Genomic DNA, 20,106 nt, shown 5'->3' with positions numbered 1-20,106 from the left:
GCCCACTCACTCACCGATTTTCGAGTCGGCATCTACGGGACCCACAAGACTCCGGCCATCCGCGCCTGGCTCGCCCGGCACCCACGGTTTCACATGCACTTCACCCCGACCGGATCCTCATGGATCAACCAGGTCGAACGCTGGTTCGGCTACCTCACCGAACAGAAGATCCGCCGCGGCGCCCACAAGAGCGTCCAAAGCCTCAAGGCCGACATCCGGACGTGGATCACCGACTGGAACAGCAATCCACACCCGTTCGTCTGGACCAAGACCGCCGAAGAGATCCTCGATTCACTTGCCCGATTTTGTAGGCGAATTTCCGGCGCAAAACACTAGCTTCCCGCTCGGCAGGCCGCCATCGCCGCAGCACCGTTGAACAACGTTTTTCTGCGCATTTTCGCCCCATTGATCGGTAGAGGCCTTTATCGATCGGGCTTCTGCGCGTCAAGCCTGCACACCCTCAGGAGGCGTTGGGCGCGGGCCGCGATAGGGCAGGGTGGCGCTGTAGACCACGTTGGTGGTGGTGCTGCCGAAGCTGGCGAGTTCGTTGACGACCTGTTCGAGATGTGCCATCGACGTGGCGGCAACCTTCAGCACATAGCAGTCATCTCCCGTGGTGCGCAGGCACTCCAGGATCTCCGACCGCCGCTCCAGCAGCTGGCGCAGCGGTTCGTGCCGGCTGCCGGGATACTTCAGCCGGACCACCGCGAGCACGGCGAAGCCCGCCTTGGGTAGGTCGACCTCGGCGCGGTAGCCGCTGATCACGCCGATCGCCTCCAGCCGCTTCACCCGTTCGCTGGTGGCCGACGCGCTCAGCTTGACCCGGCGGCTGAGCTCAGTGATGGGCAGGCGGCCGTCGCCCTGCAACTCGGTCAGGATGGACCAATCGACGGCGTCAAGATTCTCGGCCATTGGGCCAATCTACCGGCGAATTCACGCCAATGACCAGCAAAGGCCGGGAACGCGGTGTTCACAGCCGGGACCGGCGGTGACTAGCGTGGGACACGTGCAAATTGGTGTGAACGTACCGAACTTCGCCCCGGGTACCGACCCGGATGTCCTGCGACGGTGGGCGCAGACGGTCGAGGGCCTCGGCTTCGACCTCCTGATGGTCTCCGATCACATCGCGGTGACCCCGGACGTGGCCGAGAAGTATCCAGCGCCGTTCTACGAGCCGTTCACCACACTGTCCTGGCTGGCCGGGGTGACCCGCCGGGTCCGGCTGGGCACCACGGTGCTCATCGTCCCGTACCGGCACCCGCTGCTCACCGCCCGGATGGCGGCGAACCTCAACCGGCTCAGCGGCGGCCGGCTCGTCCTCGGCGTCGGCGTCGGCTGGGCCCGGCAGGAGTTCGAGGCGCTTGGCGTGCCGTTCCGGCGGCGCGGCGCGCTGACCGACGAGTACCTGCAGGCCATGCGCGACGCCTGGCGCAACACCGACGACTACGACACGGCGGCGATCCCGATCTGGGTCGGCGGCAACAGCGACGCCGGCATGCGTCGGGCAACGCTGCTCGGTGACGCCTGGCACCCGTTGCGGATCACGCCCGGATGGCTGGCGGACGCAGCCGGGCGGCTGAAGGCCACCGCCGACGAACTGGGCCGTCCGGTGCCCGCGTTGATGCCGCGCATCAACATCGGGGAGACCCATGAACCGGTCACCGCCCCGGACCGGCTCGCCGGTGTCGGCACGATCGACCAGATCATCGCCGACCTCGACCAGATTCGTCTGCTCGGCGCGCAGACGGTGGTGCTCGACCCGTTCAACGGCGACCTGACCGAGATCCGCCAGCCCGAACGCGCCTGGCGCACACTTGCCGCCGTGGCTGCGCACCACAAATCTCAGGAGAACCGATGACCCCCGACGATGAGAAGTTCCTCCGCCGTGCCGTGGAACTCGCCAGCAGGGCCGGGGCGTCCGGCGAACGGCCGTTCGGCTCGTTGCTGGTCGGTGCGGACGGCACCGTTCTGATCGAGGATCACAACACCGTGGTCTCCGACTCGGACATCACCGCCCACCCGGAACTGAAGCTGGCCCGCTGGGCCGCTCGAGAACTCGCCCCTGAGGTGGCGGCCGCCACCACGATGTTCACCAGTTGCCAGCCCTGCCCGATGTGCGCGACCGCGATCAACCGGTCCGGACTCGGCCGAGTGGTGTACGCCCTTTCGGCCGAACAGTTCGAGGAGGTCAAGCCGGCCACCCCGCCGCTGCCCCCGGTGCGGTACGAGGGGCCGGCGCTGTTCGACGAGGCGCGCCAGCCGATCGACAACTACTACTAACAGGGATCCCCGGCTGGGACGCGTGGCGCGCCCGCGGCCGTGAATCCGATCCGCTGCACCCAAGGGCTGGCTCCCGAAACGTGCCGGCCATCCCCGTTCGACGCTGCGGAGTCGGGGGTATCGCCGGAGCGGGCTGCGACACGGTACCAGTAGGAGTAGGAGCCGGGGCGCAGGAGCGAGCTGCCCGACGTGCAGCCGCCGGCATTCGGTTCTCCGGTCCTTGGATGTCCCGACGCGGGCGACCGACGTCGACGCTGGCAGCAGGCCGGCGTCGACGTCGGTCTGGCGCAAGGGCGGGCTCGCGAAGGTGGCCGGTCAGCCCAGCCGGACGAAGGCGTCTGCCCACGATGTGTGGTTGTAGCTGGTGCCGGAGTCGGCGGCACGCACGATCAGGCGCAGCAGCCGGGCCCCTCGGACATCGACGTCGACCGGTTCGGGTCCGGTGGACGCCCGCAGCACACCGCTCGTGTGGACGAGTCGGTCGTCGGCCCAGACCTCGGCGATCGTGTTGCCCCGCGAGCTCTGCCGGGCGCTGAAGTCGTCGATCCCCACGACCGCGGTGAACCGGGCGACCCGGCCTCCAAGGTGGTAGGTGACGTCGGAGTACGAGTGGACACCGAGGCCCTTGGCGTGGACGGTGCCGCCGAAGGAGATCGGTGTGCCATCCCCGGCGGCCTGTTTGCCGTTACTGGTGTCCAGCTCCACCGGGCCACACCCGTTGACGGCGGTGACCCAGGGCAGATCGCTCAGGTACGAGTCGGTGGTCGGCGCAGGTGGCGGCGGGGTGAGGCGGCGCTCGGCGCGGAAGGTGAGCGGCGCGTCGCGGGCAACGGCGGCGAACTTGTCCAGTGCCGGACCGATGCTGTTAGTCAGCTTCTCGGCCCTGAAGGAGCCCTGAAGGAGCCCTGAAGGAGCCCTGAAGGGCCGAGCTTGCAGATCGTGCTCGATGCTGGCTGTATCGGTCACGCCGCGTTTGGCAGGCTGACTGCTGCCCAGTCCACGACACCGCGGGTGGCGATGTTGCGGGCTGCGTTCACGTCGGCGTGCTCAGCGAAGCCGCACGACGTGCATCGGAAGGTGGACTGGTTGGGCCGGTTGGCTTTGGCGATGTGCCCGCAGGTGGAGCAGCCCTGCGAGGTGTACGCCGGGTCGACGTGGACGAGGGCCAGCCCGGCCCGGGCGGCTTTGTAGGCGATGTACTGGCCGGGTGTAGGGCGTCGATGACGCGATCGTGTTGCGGGCCAGTTACACACGCGGGTAGGGCCGGGGCTCGCGCCGTTCCGGGCGAACGCCTGGGCCGGTGGCCCGGCCCTCGCCCGGTACGCCCTGGACCATCCGCAGGTGGTGGTCGGCCGGTGGGTGATCGACGTGACGTCCGGCTCTGGTCTGGTTGCCATCGCCATCGCCATCGCCGCGGCCAAGGCGGGCGCCGCCGAGGTGACTGCCAACGACATCGACCCGTACGCGCTCGCGGCCGCCGCGATGAACGCCACGGCCAACGCGGTCAGCGTGGTGGTGAACGAGGGCGATCTGCGCGATGGCGATGGCGGCGCCGCCGACGTGATCCTCGCCGGCAACGCCCCCTACAGCCACGAACTGGCCGCGCGGATGCAGGGGTTCCTGCACCGCGCCGCCGACCATTGCGCACGCGTCCTCGTGGGTGACCGCCGACCGATCAGGGTGCCACGACCTGCCATCGGCCCTGCCCGTCCATCCATGCCCCGGCCAGGATCTCCGCCGACTTCCGGCCCGGGCACTGGTGGATCTTCGACCGGCCGGCGCCGCCGCCGGCTCGGGCCTCGACCTCCCACGACTCGCCGTCGGTGCGGATGTACACGTCGCGGCGCCCTCGCACAGTGCGGTCGCCGTTCCACCAGTGACGCTCGGTTCTCACCCACAGACCGTATAGCACCCGGCCCGAGTGTGGAACGTTGGCGATCTTCATGCATTTGGCCGGCGTGCAGTTGCCGTAGGCTGCCGTCATCGGGGAGGCTCATATGCGACTTGCCGGGGCCGAACTGTAGTGACGGTCGGACACCTGCCAACTACGCTCGGTCAGATCCTGGGCGATGGTGTAGCCAGCGGTGTGTGACCACAACGCCGGTGCAAGCAGTTCCGCACCGTGGCCACCAGGTACGACAAGCTCGCCAGCCGTTACCAAGCCACCGTGCAGATCGCCGACATCCTCATCTGGCTACGCGCGAACCCTGACCGCCACCCATGATCCAGGAGACACGGGCTACGGGCGGGGCGGCGTGTGCGCCGGTCGAATCAGCTCCCTGGGCTGATCGCCACCGCCGTCCCGCACCGATTGTCAAGGTCGTCATCGCGCTGGAACTGGCGTGCCACGTCCCGCTTGCCGGGGCCGCCTACCGGCGGCCGGACTTGACTGTTAGGGCGTTGAGCACGCCTGTGACATCGAGAACCCGGTGGACCTGGGGGCTGGCGTTGACCAGCGAAAGGTGCCGTCCGTTTGTCGCCGCCGTGTTCCGCGCGGTGATCAATGCGCTGATGACGCTCGAGTCGATGAAGGTCACCGCGGCCGCGTCAACCTCAACAACGTCGGCGTTATCGACGGCCGCGTGCAGGAGGTCCTGCAGCCGCGGGGCGCCGTTCATGTCGATCTCGCCGGACAGCACAATCGTTTTCCGCTCGCCTTCGGCGTGGATCTGGTGCTGCCAGGTCAGCTTCGGACTCATTCCTGCTCACCCTCGATCGCGGACGCGTCGACCATACCGTCCGCCCCGGCGGCAGGGGACTGCTGCGCCACGGCGGCGGCCGTCTGACGGATCAGGCAGACGCTCACTGTGGCGGTGATCCCGTCGGGTCTTCGGGTCAGCATCAGCGCGCCGGTCAACTGATGGGCAAGCCAGAGCCCCCGGCCGCCCGGCACGTGCACCGGCGGCAGGTCCACGGGCAACGCGTCACTGCCCGCGCCGTGATCGGTGACCTCACACACCAGAACGCCGTCCACCTGCCGAAGATCCAGATGTCCTGACCCGCCGCCATGGCGCACCGCGTTGGTCACCAGTTCATGAACGGCCAGGACGAAGTCATCACCGTTGTCGCCGGACAGGCCGGCGGCCGTGACCCGCGCGGCGAGGAGGTGCCGCAGCGGGGTCACTGCCTCAGCGGTGAAGTGCTGCGACAGCAGCACGACCGGCCGGGCCGCGCTGCGCCCGCTCACCCGAGCATCCTCGCCGAGCTGCCGGTCGTTCATTGCTGGCACGCTACCTGTCCCCGGCAGTTCCGCCACCGTTGCCGCAGGCAAGTATCTGCAGGTTACAAGCCATGGATTCTGACATGAGGCGGACACGGGCATGTGGGCCGAGCTGGCCGCTGGGGATGGGAGTGCTGGACGTGTCCGCCCGATGACCGCTCCTGGCGTCGGTGCCCAGCTCTCCACCGCAGAAGAGCCAGGGCTGACCTGTTGGCGTTGTTTCTGCCCCGTCTTCCGGCAGGGGCCCGCCCAGGCGTGCCGGCGGCGCCGGGGCCAAGGCGGGTCTGAAGGCCGCCGCAGGGCTTGCCCCTAACGCCGCGCCTTGGGCGAGAGGGCTACCAGCCTCCCCGGACGGGCCAAGGTCGGTAGGGCCCATTGGTTGACGCGGGGCTAACGCGAATCGCCAGTCGTTCCTCGCGCCGGGGCAGCGGGGCTCCCCATACCGCCTGTGATTTGCGGCCGGCTGACTGCTTATCCACTGCGGGGCCGTTGATGCCCCTCGTGACCATCTATCCTCGTGGATTGCTTCGCGCCGGAGCACGCCTCACAATGTCCGTATGGCTACCACTGCAGCCGGGCGGGTCCGTACCGCGACGGGCACAGCAGTACTCGCCGCCCTGATCCTGGTGATCGCATTCGGCAACCCGGCCTACACCGACTGGGCGAAGAACCACACCTCGAACGACGCGTGGGGATTCTTTCTCAAGCAGTTGGCATGGCCGACCTGGTCGTTCAGCTCGGATGAGTCGGTGCGGACCATCCTCGCCAACGACATCAAGGCAATCCTGCTCATCGTGCTGACCGGCGTCTTCGTCTCCCTCATGGTTGCCCCAGCGTCACCACGCAGCGCGAGGCTGTTCTTCTCGAGCTGGGGAGCCTACATTTTCGCTGCGGCGTCCGCCGGCCTCCTGGCCGCGTTCATCCAGGTGGATGCCAGCCTGCGCGGCGCCTTCGACTGGGCCGCCGGTGGTGGGATCTACGGACTGTTCGTCGGTTGGGTCCTCGCCATCGTGGTCTTCGCCTCTCGGAAGTAAACCTCCATATCGCCTGAGTCGGCGGCCACGCCATCACGGCATGGCCGTCGTCATCTGTCGTTGCGGCCCTGGTTAAGACGATGGCGGGCTGTACCCCTAGTCCTCGCTCGTCACCCCGCCCTTCTGGACGCCGCTGGGCGGCTGAACCAGCACGTGTGCTGCGGCTCCCGCGCCTCGATGGTGCAGCTGTCGGGAGGTCCTGCTGGCTTAAACCTTCCGACCCGCCCTCTCAGAGACTCCCGCCCCCGCTGCTGCGGAGGTTGCTGCCGTCCGTCGGGTTCCGGTGGTCGTCCAGACGGCGGCGGGCCTCCGCCGACGCCGCCAGGTTGCGGACCTGGTGGTCCCCATTGGTGGCCGTCCGTCGGCTGCGGCGCCACAATGCCAGGGCCACGAGGACTAGCAGTACGACGATGAGGATGACGAGCCAGCGCATGTCCGCCTCCTGGAGGTGAGATCCCTGCCGTCCAGGATGCACGGCCAGGTCAAGGGCCAGGACTGGCGATGGGGACGGCAGGTAAGCGCGGCTGAGGGCGTAGCTGCAGAACCTTGCCCTCGTCATCGTGTGGCTCGGAGCAAGCGGGAGCGCGAACGAGACTGTGGTCAGCGCGAGTGCGACCCGGATGAAGGTCTGTTGCGGCCGGGCGGCTCGACGCACGACACCAATCGCAAGGACGGATCCGAGTGCGGTGCACAGGACGACGCCGAACCGGAATAGGCCGGCCGGGACGGCGTCTGCTTTGGCGTTGGCGCGCGACTTTCCGGGATCTCCGGCATGGAGCGGTCCGTAGGTCGCGGTAGCGATGGCTTCGTAGCAGAGGAGGAAGCTGGCACCGACGGCTCCGGCTGACAGCCCGCCGAGCAGTACCGCGCGAGTCGCGGCCGGTCGAAAACAGGCCGCGTCTCTACGGCCGCCGTAACCCGGCGCCCCCGAATCCTGCGCCGTTGCTCGGCGAGAAGGGCTGGCGTCGAAACCCAGCTCAGCCGCGCTGGGCGGTCCGGGGCGATGCCTCACTGGTACGGCAGTGACAGTTCGTGATCTGGCCGTTGAGTGGTCAGTCGATGCGCCCGTTGGCTCGTGTGTTCCACAGCTCCTGCCGCGCTTGTCTGGTGTCGAGTTGCTCCAGTCCTTTGGCGGCCAGCTCATCGTTGAGCGTGATCGGGGATGATCACGGGCTGGGAAGGGGTGATGCGTGAGGGTTCCGCCTCGTCCCTAGATCACCTCATGTCCGGTGAGCCATGCAAGGTTGACGATGCAAGGCGCATTTGCGCGAGAATGCTCCAGGTGAGACTTTGGCTGCGGGCGATGGCGCTCGGGGTGGCGGCGGCAGGGGCATCCCTTGTCGCTGACGCCGCCCACGCCCATCCGGCCCCGTTGCCAAACAGTCCCGTGGTGGACGCCACCGTCCGGCCGGAGGTCGTCGAAACGCTGCTATCCGAGGTGATCAAGGCGTCGCCGCCCAGCGGGCGGGAACTGCAGTTCATCAAGCCGCCGGCCGCCACGCCAAGCGGCATAACCACGCCCGCCGCCCGGCCCTCGCTCACAGCCCCTACCCCAGCGGCGTCGGCCCCTGCGCCTCCACGCGTCTCGGCATTGCCGTGGCCGCGTTCGGCGACACCCGCGACGCTCTCCCAGTTGCCCAGTGACCCGCCCGGCCCGGCACAGGCCTCAATGCGGCAGCGGTCGCCGGCGGCCATAGCCGCCGAAGCGCCGCCACCCGACCCTCCCGCAGACCCTGCACCGTGGCTGTGGCTGGCACCGGCGTCCGCGCCCGCCGTGGCCAGCGCCACCGGTGTCGACCTGCCGGGGTCCTGGGCCACACCCGGATCGCCGCTGTCCACGCCACCGCTGAGCCGAGGCGGAACGGTGGCTGCCCTGGACGCCCGCGCCGTGAGCCGGCCCGTGGAACGTGCCCCTCCACCACCGCGGCGCCTCCTGATCACCCAGCCAGGTCGGTGACGTTGATCAGGAGAGGTCATGGAGATAGCTGTCATCTGGGTTCCCGCCGACATCGAGCCGCTGGAGCCTGCCCTTTCAGCATGCTTGTACCACACATGTCGGCGCGGCTACCGGTTGGCGGGGATCGTCCGGGGGCCATGGGAGACCCTCGAGCAGATGATGATCGACGGGGAGGTGGACGTGGTCGTGATCGCCGATCGGGCACATCTGCCGGCGGACCGGTCACCGCGGGTCGAGGTGGCCGCCGGCTTGCCGGCCCACCCGCTGCCCGACGTGGGGGAGGCCCGGCAGATGGCACGACGACGATGCCGCCCACGCGTCCGCTGACACGACTCATGCGCCCCGCCCCGAACGGGGCGGGCCGCATCCGTTTGCTCGGGGGTTCTGTCCGACAGGCGAGCCGTGGCTGCGTCCACGAAGTGGTGTACGACTTGCCTGTGATGGGCGTGTTGCGTAGATGAGACGGCCGCCGCGCTGGTTTTGCCGGGTGCCCCCGATCCGCTGCCCTTCGCTGTCGCGGGTTGTCGGTGGGGAGATGCCCCCGCCAGGTCAGCTGGAATGGCGGCCCCGGCTGTCGGTGATGTCGGCGTCGGCCATGGCGGTGATGAGGTCGTCGCGGGCGCGGGCGACCCGGGATCGGATCGTGCCGACGGGGCAGTCGCAGACCTGGGCGGCTTCGGCGTACGAGAGGCCGAGCACTTGTGTGGCGACGAATGCTTCCCGCCGCTCGGGTGAGAGGTGGTCCAGGATCCGCCACAGGATGACCTTGTCCTCGACCGGGAAGCCACGGGCGGCTCGCGAGTGTGTAGCGGCGTGCGAGTCCTCCAGCTGGGCGGGCTGAGGTCGGGCGGCTGCGGCGCGGTGGTGGTCGACGACGACCCGGCGGGCGATCACGAACAGCCAGGTGCGGGCGGACGAGGCGGCGGTGAACCTCGGTAGGCTGCGCAGCGCCCGCAGGTAGGTTTCCTGGGTCAGGTCGTCTGCCTCGTTCGGTCCGGCGAGGTGGGCGATGAGGCGCCATACCTGCTGCTGGGTGGCGCGGATGAACGCGGCCGCCGCGGCTTGGTCGCCTTGACCGGCGGCAAGGGCCAACCGGGTCGTCCGTGTCTTGTCGTCCACGTCCGGTCCTCCACGCTGCCGATGTTTCGCGGTCGCCACCCCCGCCGTGGTTGGGCAGCCCGGTGTCCTGACGGAGGAAGTTTCGTGCACTCTGCTCGTAGGTTGAGTCGGGGCGGGCAGAACTTTTGCCATTTGCATAAAAAGTTGCCGATGCCTTGATTAAAGCCTCGGCGTCGCGAGGATGCCCTGATGCGTCGTCTCCCTCCGGCTCTTGGACGCGCGGCCTCGGGCCTGCTCGCGTTCGTCCTCGTCTCAGCGGTCGCTGTCCTCGGGTTCGCCCCGCCCGCGGCAGCTCACGGCACCTTGGCGATGTCCACACCGGCCGAGGGGGCCACGGTGAACGGGCCGTTGGCGGCGGTGCAGCTCTACTTCACGGAGAGGGTCGCCGACAACGCGTACTTCACGATCACCGCGCCGGGTGGCGGCCGGGTCGACAACGGCTGGAACCACGGGTCGCCCAAGCAGCTGGACAAGCCGGTACGGGAGTACTTCCTGGTCGCGGGGAAGTTTGAGCCGCGCGAGTACTCGATGGGCTTCCCGGCGGTGGTGACGCTGGCGCATCTGCCGGCGGTAGGGCAGTACTCGGTAAGCTACCTGTCGGTGGCCTCGGACGGTGAGCCGGTGCGAGGCACGATGAGCTTCCGCTACACCGGGCGGGTGACGGCATCGCCGCCGGGATGGCGCCCGCCGACCAATCAGCCGGATCCGTCGCTGGTGGCGGCCGCCGAGCAGCACGCGACGTCCGGTCACGGGTCGGGGTCTTCGTCGGCTGCGCCCGCCGCGCTACCCGTGCCGTCGGCCTCGCCGGCCACGCCACCGCTGTCGGCGTCCCCGCCCGCGGTGGCCGCTCCTTCGACGGCCCAGGATGACGAGGGTGGCCTCGGTTGGGTGGCGTGGACCGGCTGGGCGGTGGCAGTTGCGGTGGCCGTGGCCGGCTTCGTGAGCTGGCGCCGCCGCCCGGCTCCCGTAGGCAGGGGCTCCGGCCGGGACCGCATCTCGGGTGCGGCCGCACGCCGGCAGAGCGCCGGCCCCCGCTCGAGGGGCAGAACGGCCAGTCGCGCCGGCAACAACGGCACGGTCGCCGCGTCGGGCCCCGGCAGCAAGGGACGACGGGCTGCCCTCCCTGTGACGCGGAAGAACGGGGCGGTTGCCGTGACCGCGCCGTCGGTGGCCGGACAGGAGGCGACATCGGCGAGTGCCGTCGCCACGGCGCGGCCCATGATCGCCGACCGGGTGGTGGCGTCCGACATGGCCGACCCAACCCTGACGCTCGGGCCCCGGTTGAGCAACACGCGTTTCGCGTTGCTCGTCGCCGGGTTGGTGGTGGCCCTGCTGGCCGGGTTCGGGATCGGGCGGATCGGTACGGGCGACGAGCGGACCGCCACCGGCGCGCCGATGCTCACGGCACCCGCCGGCGGGCCGCCTGCCACCCAGCAGGCGCTGGTGGTGGGGGACGGGCATCAGCATGCGCCCGGTACCGGGGCGCACTCGCATCCGGGTGACGGCAGCGCGGGCCAGACGCAGGCGACCGGGACGACGGTCAGCGCCGGTGGATACACCCTGCAGCCGGCGCGGCGGTCCCAGCCGGCCGGTGTGAGCGTGGACTACCGGTTCCGGATCGTCGGCGCTGACCGGCAGGCGGCGACCCGCTTCACGGTCGTACACGACAAGCCGTTGCACCTGGTCGTCGTGGGTCGCGACCTGAGCGGGTACCAGCACCTGCACCCCACCATGGCGCCCGACGGGACCTGGAGCGTCCCGTTGAACCTGGCCCGGGCCGGCAGTTATCGCATCTACGCCGATTTCTCCGTGACCGGCACCGGCGGCAGCGCGCTGCCGCTGGTCCTGGGCGTCGACCACGACGTGCCGGGCGCGCACACCCCGGCGGCATTGCCGCCGCCGCAGCCGCAGGCGACGGCGGGACCGTTCACGGTGTCGATGGACGGCACGCCCACCATGGGGGTGGCGACGCCGATGGTCTTCCGGGTCAGCCGCAGCGGCACGCCTACCCCGGTGCAGTTGGAGCGCTACCTGGGCGCGTACGGGCACCTGGTCGTTGTTCGCGAGGGTGATCTGGGCTATGTGCATGTCCACCCGGAGCAGGAACTGGTTGACGGGGCGGTCAAGGTCTGGCTGACTGCACCGAGCACGGGCCGGTACCGGGCGTTCTTCGACTTCCAGGTCGACGGGAAGGTGCACACCGCGCAGTACACGATCAACCTGGCCTGAGCGGAGCGATGCCTGCGGCGGCATGCGGTGAGCCGGTGCCACTGATCCGCGAGCAGCAGGTGGCGGTTGTCGCTCGGCGTCGGTCACCAGTGCTCGTTGTGCGAGGAATCTTCAACCGATGTCAATATACTTCGGCGTTCCGGGAACCAGCGAGGACCGGCGGACGACTCTATGACTGATCCCAACCGGTGCTGGCTTTGGCAGTGCCGGTAAGGCCGGTGCCGTCGCACCCTGAACGAGGAGTTCTGCTGTGACCGTGGACAGCGACACCACGATCGGCCAGACTTCCGACAAGGCGGTGCGGCCTGCGCGGCGGGGGGTGTGGTCACTGCTGCGGCCCCTGGTCCTGCGTCTGCACTTCTACGCGGGTGTCCTCGTCGCCCCCTTCCTGGTGGTGGCGGCAGTCAGCGGTGGGCTGTACGCGCTCAGCCCGCAAGTGGAACGGGTGGTCTACGCCGACCTGCTCGAAGCGCCGGCGGTTTCCTCGTCTGCACGGGTGCCGCTGGCCGAGCAGGTCGCCGCCGCGACGAAGGTGAGCACGGTGCGGGGTTTGGTCGCGGTCCGGCCTGCCCCCGAGGGCGGGACCACCCGGGTGCTGTTCGACGACGGCACCATGGCGGAGTCCTACCGGCACGCAGTCTTCGTCGACCCCGCGACCGGCGCCGTGTTGGGTCAGGAGAAGGTGTACGGCACCAGCGGTGCTCTGCCGGTGCGCTCCTGGATCGACCAGTTGCACCGGTCGTTGCACCTGGGGGAGGTGGGCAGGTTCTACAGCGAGCTTGCCGCGTCCTGGCTGTGGGTGGTGGCGCTGGGTGGGCTCACGCTGTGGGTGGCACGAGTCCGTGCTCGCCGGTCGGGGCGCGCCCTTCTGCTTCCAGAGTCGGGTGCGCAGGGTCGGGCCCGGACCCGTTCCTGGCACGGCGCGCTGGGGGTGTGGCTGCTGCTCGGCCTGCTCGCCCTGTCGGCCACCGGCCTGACCTGGTCGCGCCTGGCGGGGGACAACGTCACCGAGCTGCGGTCTCGCCTGGGCTGGTCCACTCCGGCCCTGGTCACCACGACGGGTTCGGCCTCGGCTGCGGACGCCACGGGCGGCCATGCCGACCACGGTGCCGCAACCGGCGGGACGCACGGTGTGGACGTTGGCGACATCGACAAGGTGCTCGCCGCCGCGCGGGCGGCCGACATCACCTCCGACCAGGTCGAGATCGGGTTACCCGCCGGTGCGGGGGCCACGTGGATCGTCACGGAGGTCCACCGCGCTTTCCCGACCGCTGTGGACGCCGCGGCCGTCGATCCCGCCAGCCTGGCCGTCACCGACACCGTGCGCTTTGCCGACTACCCGTTCATGGCCAAGCTCGCCCGCTGGGGCGTCGACATCCACATGGGCGTCCTGTTCGGGCTGCCGAACCAGATTGCCCTCGCCGGCCTCGCCATGGGGCTGGTCGTGATGGTGGTCCTCGGCTACCGGATGTGGTGGCAGCGGCGTCCCACCGCCGCCGCCCGGTGGCTTCCCGGGCCAGCTGTGCGGGCTGGGGGATTGGGGGCGCTGCCGTGGCCCGGGCTGGTGGCCGTGGCCGTGGTGGCGGTCGTTTTCGGGGTCTTCCTGCCCCTGCTGGGAATCAGTCTGCTGGCTTTCCTGCTCGTCGACCTCGTCCTTGGCGCATACCGGCGGCGCACCTTTCGGGCCCGGTGACCGGCCGGCGGGCGGGGGACCGGATCTGACGGTGTTTTCCGGCCGTCCTCGCATGGAAATGCATCGACTTCTCTGGGCTGGCCCTGCTCCCCTGGTCGGCTGCCGGGAGCGCGCATGTGGGAAGGGCTGCGTCGGGTCAGGCTGACGGCTGGCCGAGAAGTCGTTCGATGAGTCGTGGTTCGCCGGGCCAGGCGGCCAGGAGCACGTCGCGGGGGACCTGCCGGCCGGCGTAGCGCAGGGCCAGGGCGACTACGACGATGTCGTCGAGGGGCCCGATGACGGGCAGGAAGTCGGGAATGAGGTCGATGGGCCTGCTGGTCAGAGTCCGGCGAGGAACAGTGCGCCAGCGGCGATGAGGCCGACCTCGGCCCAGATGACGAAGGCGCGGTGGCTGATGCGGCCGATCGTGATCTGGCTCCGCCCGGTTACGGCCGCCGCCCCCGGTGCTGGTCCTGGCTGGACTGGCTGGCGGCGGTGAGGAAGGCGTTGTAGCGGGCGAGGTCGTCGTCTTCGCCGGTGGCCTGGGCGCGGTCGGCGGCGCGGTCGAGGCGGGCCTGTTCTCGCTGGTCGGCGCGGATCCACTGACGTACGAGGAGAATCATGACGACGGCGGCGGGAATCTCGCCGAACGCCCAGGCGATGCCCGCCCCCAGCTTCTGGTCTTCGAGCAGCGACGAGGCCCACGCGGGGTGGACGGCGGTGTACCAGTCCGGGGCGATGACGGTGGTGGTCTGCATGAGCACCAGGCCGAAGAAGCCGTGCGCCATCATCGCGGCCAGGTGGATGAGCACCAGGATGGGGTGGGGGATCCTCGGCCGGCCCGGGTCGACGCCGATGAGCACCCAGAACAGCAGGTACCCGGAGACCACGAAGTGAACCAGCATGGCGAGGTGGCCGAGGTGGGATCGCATCAGCGTGCCGAGCAGGTCACTGAAGTACAGGCCGAAGAGGCCGCCGGTGTAGATGCCCAGCGCGACCAGTGGGTGGGTGAGCAGTTTCGCGGGCCGGCTGTGCAGGGCGATCAGTAGCCATTCCCGGGCGCCGCGAACCTGCGGGTCGGCCGGGCGGCGCAGGGCGCGCAGCGCGAGGGTGATCGGAGCGCCGCCGACGAGCAGGATCGGCACCAGCATGGACAGCACCATGTGCTGCACCATGTGGGCGCTGAACAGCACGTACGCGTAGCGGGCGACGCCGAGGCCGGTGAACGCGGCAAGGAGCAGCAGGCCGGTGAGCCAGCTGGCAGTGCGGGCGATCGGCCAGCGGTGTCCGGCTCGGCGCAGGCGCCGCACCCCGGCGAGGTAGCCGGCGGCGCCGCAGGCGGTGAGGGTGAGGAAGAGCAGGTCCGGCAGGGGCTGGCCGAGCAGGTCGCCCGGGGTGGGGGCTGCGGGCATCGGGAAGCCGAGCAGTTCGGTCAGTGGATCGGCGTCGGTGGGGTTGGTCGCCACCGGGGTGGGGCTGCGGGACAGCGCCACGGCCAGCCCCAGGGTGGCGGCGAACACGACCAGTTCCCCGGCGGCCAGCCGGGTGAACGCTCTGCGCCGGCCGGCGTGCAGGGCCGGCATGGTCCGGGACCGGTGTGCCGCGCCGGCGGTGCCGAGGATCACCAGCGCGGTGAGCTTGCCGGCCACCAGCCACCCGTACCTCGACTGCCACAGCTGGTCGACGGTGCCGAGGCGTACGGCGGCGTTGGCGAGCCCACTGATGGCGACGGCGGTGAAGCAGCCCAGGGCGAGGCGGCTGTATCGGCTGGCGGTGTCGGCGAGGTGCCGGCTGCGGCGGACGGTCATCAGGGCGGCGAGGCAGCCGATCCACAGCGCGGCGGCCAGCACGTGCACGACGAGGCTGCTCACCGCGATCTGGTGGTTGCCGGCCCCGGCGGCGTGTCCGGTGAACGCCGGCGGGGTCACCGCGACCAGCGCCAGCACCGCCGCCGTGGCGGCGAGCCCACGCGACACGCCCACCCGGGCGAGCACAACGACGGTCAGGGCCAGCCCGGCCTGCAGCAGCAGCGCACGTCCCTGGGAGATCGACGAGGCGAAGCTGACGACGGCGGCCCCGCTGAGGCGTTGCGGCGAGACACCGAGGAGGTCCGAGACCGTCAGCACGATCAGCGTCAAGGCGGTGGCCGCCCACCCGGCGGCCAGGGTGCCGGCGCGACGGAGCAGCAGCCAGCCGTGCGGGGAGACGCTCGGCCCGTCCCCGGGCAGCAGGAACGCCGCCGTGACCAGCATCCCGACCGTCAACGTGGCGAACGCGTCGGCGAGCAGCCGGATCAGCGGCAACGCCCAGGTGGTGACCGGTCCGGGGTCCGGCAGGCCGGGTATCGCGACCGCGAGCGCCCCGCCGGCCCGCAAGGCGAGCACGAGTGCCGCCCCGGCCGACACCGCGGCCACGACCGGAACCACAATCGAGCCCATCCGGCCGATGGCGTGGATCCTTGCGCCGGACGTATCTAGGGCTTGGCCGTCTCGGGGCGGCGTCGGAATGGCGCGAGGGCCTTCCGGGGCACGGTGTGGGTGATGCTGGCGCGAGCGGGTTTCTGGCACGTCAATGCCCCTGTCAGGTGGAGGGCAGGCGAGAGTAAATACATGGAGCCCGTGCGGTCTCGGTCAGGAGGTGGCGCGGCGGCGACGTAGCACCAGCACGGCCCCGGCGACAACGGCGACGAGGGCGATCCCGCCGGTCACCAGCAGCATCTGGCCGGAGCCGTCAGAGCGGCGGGACGAGGCCGCCGGGCTGACTGACGCGGGGGAGGCCGCGCCGTTGCCGGCAGCAGAGGCGGCCACGCTCGGGGCGGCACTTGCGGTCGGGGCGCTGGCGGCGGGGTCGGCGACGGTGAAGGAGTACGAGCCCTGTACGGGGTGCCCGTCGGCGGAGACGACCCGGTAGGCGACGGTGTAGTTGCCGTTGGCCAGTGGCTGGCTGATCGTCACCGTGCCCGTGGCCCCGGCGACGGTGGGTTCGCTGGTGGGGACCTTCTGCTGGCCGGCGTCGCTGAGCACGATGGTGGTGAAGGCCGGGTCCAGCTTCTGCAGGAACTTCAGGGTGATCTGCGTCGGCGGCGTGGACAGACGAGCGTCCTGGGCGGGGTTGACCGCTTGCAGCGAGTTGTGTGCGGCGGCGGGCGTGGCCGGGGCCAGCAGCACCGCCATGGCGGCCAGCACGGCGGCAACGAGGCCGGCGCAGCTCAGTTGGCGGATTCGAGTGGGCATCACGGGTGGTTCATTCCTTTGTTGGTGGTCAGCCGAGCAGTTGCTGGCCGAGCCAGCCGCCGTCGGGGCAGCCGGGTGGGATGGCGAAGACGGCGGAGCCGATCGGGGTGGTCCACTCGTTGAGCAGGTCCCGTTCGGCCAGCCGTTGCTGGATGGGCAGGAACTGACGGGTGATGTCGGCTTGGTAGGAGGTGAAGATCAGGCCGCTGTCGGCGTGCCCCTCAGCGGTGGGGGTGCCGTCGTAGTTGTAGGGGCGGCGGAGGATCTTCAGCCGGTCGTCGGTGACGTGCGAGCGGGTGAGGTGCGAGAAGTCGGGGATGACGGTCAGCCCATCGGGGCCGGTGGCGGCGAAGTCGGGCTGGTCGTGTTCGGCGGTGCCGGTGAGCGGGGCGCCGGTGTCGAGGCGTCGACCGACGGCGAGTTCCCGGTCGGGGCGGCCGAGCAGGTCCCAGGTTTCCAGGTTCATGCTGATCCGGCGGACGACCAGGGTGGTGCTGTCCCGTGCCCAGGCCGGCCCGTCGGGCACCCACACGGCGGTCTCCAGCGGCCCGCCCGGCTTGGGGTTGGCGGTGCCGTCCAGCTGACCGAACAGGTTCCGCTGGGTGCGGCCGGGTTCGCTGCCTGCGGCGCGGCGGAAGCCCTGCTGCACCCAGCGGACGGTGGCGAACGGGCGGCTGTCCTTGACCAGCACCCGTTGGGCGTGAGCGACGGTGACCGGATCGTCGGCGCAGATCTGCAGCAGCAGGTCCCCACCGGACCAGCGGGGCTGGAGCCGATCGATGCGGAACGACGGTAGGTCGGCGACCGACGGGGGCCGCCGGTCGTCGAGCCCGGCGGCGGCATAGAGGCCGGGGCCGAAGCCGAAGGTGACGGTCAGCCGCGCGGGCAGCAGCCCGAGTTCCGGTTCGGTGTCGGCCAGCGGCGGGCGGCCCTGGGTGAGGCGGGCGGCGTCGTCGGACAGCAGGCGCAGCATCCGACCCAACGCCGCCCGGTCCGTGCCGGGGTTGAGAGTGAACGCGACGAACGCCGCATGGGCCTGCGGGTCGGTGGCGATGCCGGACTGCCGCGCACCGTGGAACGGCTCGACGGCACTGCCGAACGCAGCGACCGGCACCGCCTCGGCGGGTCGGGCCTTCGGTTCGGCTGGGCGGGCAGCGGTGACGGCGGCGGCGCCGGCGAGCGTGCCTCCGGCTGCGAGGGCGCCGCCGGTGAGCAGGCCGCGCCTGCTCACCGGGCGGACAGCGGGCTGCTCGGTCATGCCGCCGGCTGGCCGTGCTCGGGCGCGTAACTCTCCTGGGCGCCCGTGAACGGCTTGGCCACAGCCGTGAACGTCTGGGTCTTCCCGTCAGCGAAGGTGAGCGTGAAGGTCAACTCGTCGCCAGCCTTCACCTGCTGCTTCAGGTCCATCAGCATCAGGTGCTCGCCACCGGGCTGCAGCGTCGTGCTGCCGTGCGCCTTCACCACGATGCCGCCCTGCTTGGGCTGCATGACCATCTTCCCGTCCTTCATGGTCATCTCGTGCAGCTCCATCGGCGACACATCGGTGGCTGCGGCGGTGACCGTCACGTCGGTGTCGCCGTCGTTGACGAGAGTGCCGAAGGCGGCGGTCATGCCCTTGTCGGCGGCCTTCACCCACGGGTCCCGGATCCCGAGCACCCCTGCAGCGGCGCTCGCCGACACCGACGCCGACGGGCTCGGCTGCGCCGACGAAGACGAATCCGACGAGCCGCAGCCGGCAACGCCGACCGCGAGGCATGCCGCTGCGGCGGCGAGCAGCGTGGCCGGGCGACGACGCGCGCCGGCGACGGTGGTGCGGGGCATGGATGGTCCCTTCGCTGATTGATCTGTCGGCTTGTTGGTCGGCCGCAACAAAGAGAAAGTTCCGGGACAAAAGTGACTGACGTCACCAGCCTCGGACCCGGGCCGCAGGTTCAGGCCGCCCAGCGGTCCCGGGCCTGCGCCGAACCGGGGTACGGCGGAATCAGCCGGAGTTGGGCCGGGGCGGGTTCCGGCGCCTCGTCGATGTTCAGGCGCCAGCCCGGGCGGTCGCCCCGCCCCCGCGCCGGCGGTCCGTCGGGCCGCAGGCGGGGCCGCGACAATGCCACCACGATCGCGTACCCGGCGAGGAGGAAGCCGTGACTGACCAGGCGGGCGGTGTCGACCCGCCCGGTCAGCAGGTCGTTGACCGACAGCAGCACCAGCGTGCCGACGAACGCGCTCAACATGGGAACCAGCCCGGTCGGCCGCGTGCGCCGCGCCGCCACGAACAGAAACCCGGCCCCGACCGCGACGTTCCACGCCGCCGACTCGTGCCACAGATGCCCCGAGCCGAGCACGCCAGTGTGGTCGTGGCCGCCGGCCGGTCCCCGACCGACCTGCGCCAGCCCAAGCACCAGCTGCAGGGCGCCGAGGAGCCCCAACAGCCCCCGCAGGGCGAGCACGACACGCCTCCGGAGACCGCGGTGGAAGGGCGCAGCCGCAGGCAGCGCGGCGAGGATGGTGTCGGACAGGTCCGGTCCCTGCGTGGTGACCGTCAGCCGAACACGCCGCGTCACCGCCGCAGCCTGGTCCAGCCAGGCGCGGCAGCCGGCGCACTGGTCGAGGTGCGCCTCGGCTCCGGCCTGTTCGGCGGCGGTCGCCTCACCGTCCAGTTGTGCCGACAGAACCTCACGCCACTGCTCACACCCCATGTACCGGTAGTCGCGGCCACAGCCCGATTGGTTCCCGCATGCTGTGCGTCCCGGATCACGCCGCAGCAGGTCGGGCCCGGTTCAGCCCGCGGCGTCGCCCGGTGTCCGCCGCCGCCTGAGCGGCTGGATGTTCATCGCGGCAACGAGGTCCTCGCGGGCCCGGGCCACCCGGGAGCGGATCGTGCCGACGGGACAACCGCACACCTCTGCCGCCTCGGCATACGACAGTCCAAGGACCTGCGTGGCGACGAACGCCTCCCGCCGGTCCGCAGGCAACGCCGCGATCAGGCGCTCCACCACCACCTGCCGATCGAAACCACTACGCGAGGCATCGGGGATGTCGAAGGAGTCCGACATCGGCACCGTGCGGGGTCGGGCCGACGCCGTGCGGACATGGTCGACGGCGACCCGCCGGGCGATACCGAGCAGCCACGTCAGCGCCGACGAGCGCGCGGCGAACGACGGCAGCGACCGCATTGCCCGCAGATAGGTTTCCTGCGCCAGGTCATCGGCCTCGGACGGAGAGATCAGAGCGGCGAGGAAACGACGCACAGAGTGCTGAGTCGCGCCGACAAACCGGGCCGCCGCGTCGCGGTCACCACGGCCCGCCGCGAGCGCCCACGCGGTGATATCCGCGTCGTCAGTCACCCTGCCACCTCCGTGTCCTGATCC

The 20,106-nt window shown here is 70.5% G+C and carries 22 protein-coding genes and 1 pseudogene; 8 read left to right on the top strand and 15 right to left on the bottom strand.

All coding sequences use genetic code 11. The features are described 5' to 3' along the window. Positions 1-336, top strand: a 336-nt coding sequence (locus A6A27_RS34825) for a transposase (RefSeq protein WP_198940581.1), incomplete at its 5' end; no start/stop codon positions are given. A 108-nt stretch (positions 337-444) separates the two neighbouring features. On the opposite strand, the gene A6A27_RS34820 is transcribed toward A6A27_RS34825, so the two are convergent. After that, positions 445-912 (bottom strand): Lrp/AsnC family transcriptional regulator, encoded by a 468-nt coding sequence (locus tag A6A27_RS34820; RefSeq protein ID WP_073838910.1) that lies wholly within the window; start codon positions 910-912, stop codon positions 445-447. A 94-nt stretch (positions 913-1,006) separates the two neighbouring features. Here A6A27_RS34820 and A6A27_RS34815 point away from each other — a divergent pair, with 94 nt between their 5' ends. Together A6A27_RS34815 and A6A27_RS34810 are read left to right on the top strand one after the other, a co-directional pair. Continuing rightward, on the top strand, positions 1,007-1,858 hold the full coding sequence (locus A6A27_RS34815; RefSeq protein WP_073838915.1) for an LLM class flavin-dependent oxidoreductase: 852 nt from the start codon (positions 1,007-1,009) through the stop codon (positions 1,856-1,858). Further along, positions 1,855-2,280 (top strand): nucleoside deaminase, encoded by a 426-nt coding sequence (locus tag A6A27_RS34810; protein WP_073838909.1) that lies wholly within the window; start codon positions 1,855-1,857, stop codon positions 2,278-2,280. The genes A6A27_RS34815 and A6A27_RS34810 overlap by 4 nt, the downstream gene beginning before the upstream one ends. Before the next feature lie 315 nt (positions 2,281-2,595). Here A6A27_RS34810 and A6A27_RS34805 read toward each other — a convergent pair whose 3' ends face one another. Beyond that, entirely contained in the window at positions 2,596-3,246 is a 651-nt protein-coding gene (locus A6A27_RS34805) for an NPCBM/NEW2 domain-containing protein (RefSeq protein WP_073838908.1), read from the bottom strand. After that, complete coding sequence (locus A6A27_RS34800) at positions 3,243-3,533, bottom strand: zinc ribbon domain-containing protein (RefSeq protein ID WP_198940580.1); 291 nt, start codon at positions 3,531-3,533, stop codon at positions 3,243-3,245. The genes A6A27_RS34805 and A6A27_RS34800 overlap by 4 nt, the downstream gene beginning before the upstream one ends. Before the next feature lie 88 nt (positions 3,534-3,621). Here A6A27_RS34800 and A6A27_RS46505 point away from each other — a divergent pair. Then, positions 3,622-3,858, top strand: a pseudogene (locus tag A6A27_RS46505) (50S ribosomal protein L11 methyltransferase); the annotation flags it as partial. A gap of 97 nt (positions 3,859-3,955) precedes the next feature. Here the strand turns inward: A6A27_RS46505 and A6A27_RS34790 are convergent. From A6A27_RS34790 to A6A27_RS34775, 3 genes are all read right to left on the bottom strand, one after another. Beyond that, a complete protein-coding gene (locus A6A27_RS34790; protein ID WP_143194323.1) occupies positions 3,956-4,174 on the bottom strand; it encodes a hypothetical protein in 219 nt (72 codons plus the stop codon). A gap of 475 nt (positions 4,175-4,649) precedes the next feature. Next, positions 4,650-4,979, bottom strand: coding sequence for an STAS domain-containing protein (locus A6A27_RS34780; protein WP_073838907.1), 330 nt, complete (start codon positions 4,977-4,979; stop codon positions 4,650-4,652). Further along, positions 4,976-5,500: an ATP-binding protein gene (locus A6A27_RS34775; protein ID WP_073838906.1), complete on the bottom strand. Its 525-nt coding sequence runs from the start codon at positions 5,498-5,500 to the stop codon at positions 4,976-4,978. The genes A6A27_RS34780 and A6A27_RS34775 overlap by 4 nt, the downstream gene beginning before the upstream one ends. Positions 5,501-6,057: 557 nt before the next feature. Here A6A27_RS34775 and A6A27_RS34770 point away from each other — a divergent pair. Then, positions 6,058-6,534 carry a hypothetical protein gene (locus tag A6A27_RS34770; protein WP_073838905.1) on the top strand — a complete coding sequence of 159 codons (477 nt, stop codon included), beginning with the start codon at positions 6,058-6,060 and terminating at the stop codon, positions 6,532-6,534. Positions 6,535-6,763: 229 nt separating this feature from the next. On the opposite strand, the gene A6A27_RS43745 is transcribed toward A6A27_RS34770, so the two are convergent. Further along, complete coding sequence (locus A6A27_RS43745) at positions 6,764-6,967, bottom strand: hypothetical protein (RefSeq protein ID WP_143194321.1); 204 nt, start codon at positions 6,965-6,967, stop codon at positions 6,764-6,766. Positions 6,968-8,509: 1,542 nt separating this feature from the next. Here A6A27_RS43745 and A6A27_RS34755 point away from each other — a divergent pair. After that, on the top strand, positions 8,510-8,818 hold the full coding sequence (locus A6A27_RS34755; protein WP_073838902.1) for a hypothetical protein: 309 nt from the start codon (positions 8,510-8,512) through the stop codon (positions 8,816-8,818). Between the two features lie 222 nt (positions 8,819-9,040). On the opposite strand, the gene A6A27_RS34750 is transcribed toward A6A27_RS34755, so the two are convergent. Next, on the bottom strand, positions 9,041-9,610 hold the full coding sequence (locus tag A6A27_RS34750; RefSeq protein WP_241825603.1) for a sigma-70 family RNA polymerase sigma factor: 570 nt from the start codon (positions 9,608-9,610) through the stop codon (positions 9,041-9,043). A gap of 189 nt (positions 9,611-9,799) precedes the next feature. Here A6A27_RS34750 and A6A27_RS34745 point away from each other — a divergent pair, with 189 nt between their 5' ends. Further along, complete coding sequence (locus tag A6A27_RS34745; protein WP_073838900.1) at positions 9,800-11,839, top strand: copper resistance protein CopC; 2,040 nt, start codon at positions 9,800-9,802, stop codon at positions 11,837-11,839. A 250-nt stretch (positions 11,840-12,089) separates the two neighbouring features. Then, the gene (locus A6A27_RS34740) at positions 12,090-13,532 is read left to right on the top strand and encodes a PepSY-associated TM helix domain-containing protein (RefSeq protein ID WP_241825602.1); all 1,443 of its coding nucleotides are present in this window, start codon (positions 12,090-12,092) and stop codon (positions 13,530-13,532) included. A gap of 136 nt (positions 13,533-13,668) precedes the next feature. On the opposite strand, the gene A6A27_RS34735 is transcribed toward A6A27_RS34740, so the two are convergent. From A6A27_RS34735 to A6A27_RS34705, 7 genes are all read right to left on the bottom strand, one after another. Continuing rightward, on the bottom strand, positions 13,669-13,839 hold the full coding sequence (locus A6A27_RS34735) for a YkvA family protein (protein WP_443190026.1): 171 nt from the start codon (positions 13,837-13,839) through the stop codon (positions 13,669-13,671). Positions 13,840-13,957: 118 nt separating this feature from the next. After that, complete coding sequence (locus tag A6A27_RS34730) at positions 13,958-15,949, bottom strand: cytochrome c oxidase assembly protein (RefSeq protein WP_073838899.1); 1,992 nt, start codon at positions 15,947-15,949, stop codon at positions 13,958-13,960. Between the two features lie 192 nt (positions 15,950-16,141). Continuing rightward, positions 16,142-16,744, bottom strand: a complete 603-nt coding sequence (locus tag A6A27_RS34725) for a copper resistance CopC family protein (RefSeq protein WP_073838912.1) — start codon at positions 16,742-16,744, stop codon at positions 16,142-16,144. Between the two features lie 28 nt (positions 16,745-16,772). Continuing rightward, positions 16,773-18,002: a Dyp-type peroxidase gene (locus A6A27_RS34720; protein ID WP_073838898.1), complete on the bottom strand. Its 1,230-nt coding sequence runs from the start codon at positions 18,000-18,002 to the stop codon at positions 16,773-16,775. Next, the gene (locus tag A6A27_RS34715) at positions 17,999-18,565 is read right to left on the bottom strand and encodes a copper chaperone PCu(A)C (protein WP_073838897.1); all 567 of its coding nucleotides are present in this window, start codon (positions 18,563-18,565) and stop codon (positions 17,999-18,001) included. The genes A6A27_RS34720 and A6A27_RS34715 overlap by 4 nt, the downstream gene beginning before the upstream one ends. 110 nt (positions 18,566-18,675) lie before the next feature. Continuing rightward, positions 18,676-19,434, bottom strand: coding sequence for a zf-HC2 domain-containing protein (locus tag A6A27_RS34710; protein WP_073838896.1), 759 nt, complete (start codon positions 19,432-19,434; stop codon positions 18,676-18,678). 81 nt (positions 19,435-19,515) lie between these two features. Further along, the gene (locus tag A6A27_RS34705; RefSeq protein ID WP_073838895.1) at positions 19,516-20,082 is read right to left on the bottom strand and encodes a sigma-70 family RNA polymerase sigma factor; all 567 of its coding nucleotides are present in this window, start codon (positions 20,080-20,082) and stop codon (positions 19,516-19,518) included. Positions 20,083-20,106: the final 24 nt, after the last annotated feature.

Origin of the sequence: Micromonospora sp. CB01531, from assembly GCF_001905095.1 — a bacterium.
Taxonomy (GTDB): Bacteria; Actinomycetota; Actinomycetes; order Mycobacteriales; family Micromonosporaceae; genus Micromonospora.
The sequence above is the reverse complement of the archived record's forward strand: the minus strand, read 5'-3'. Positions and strand labels throughout refer to the sequence as shown.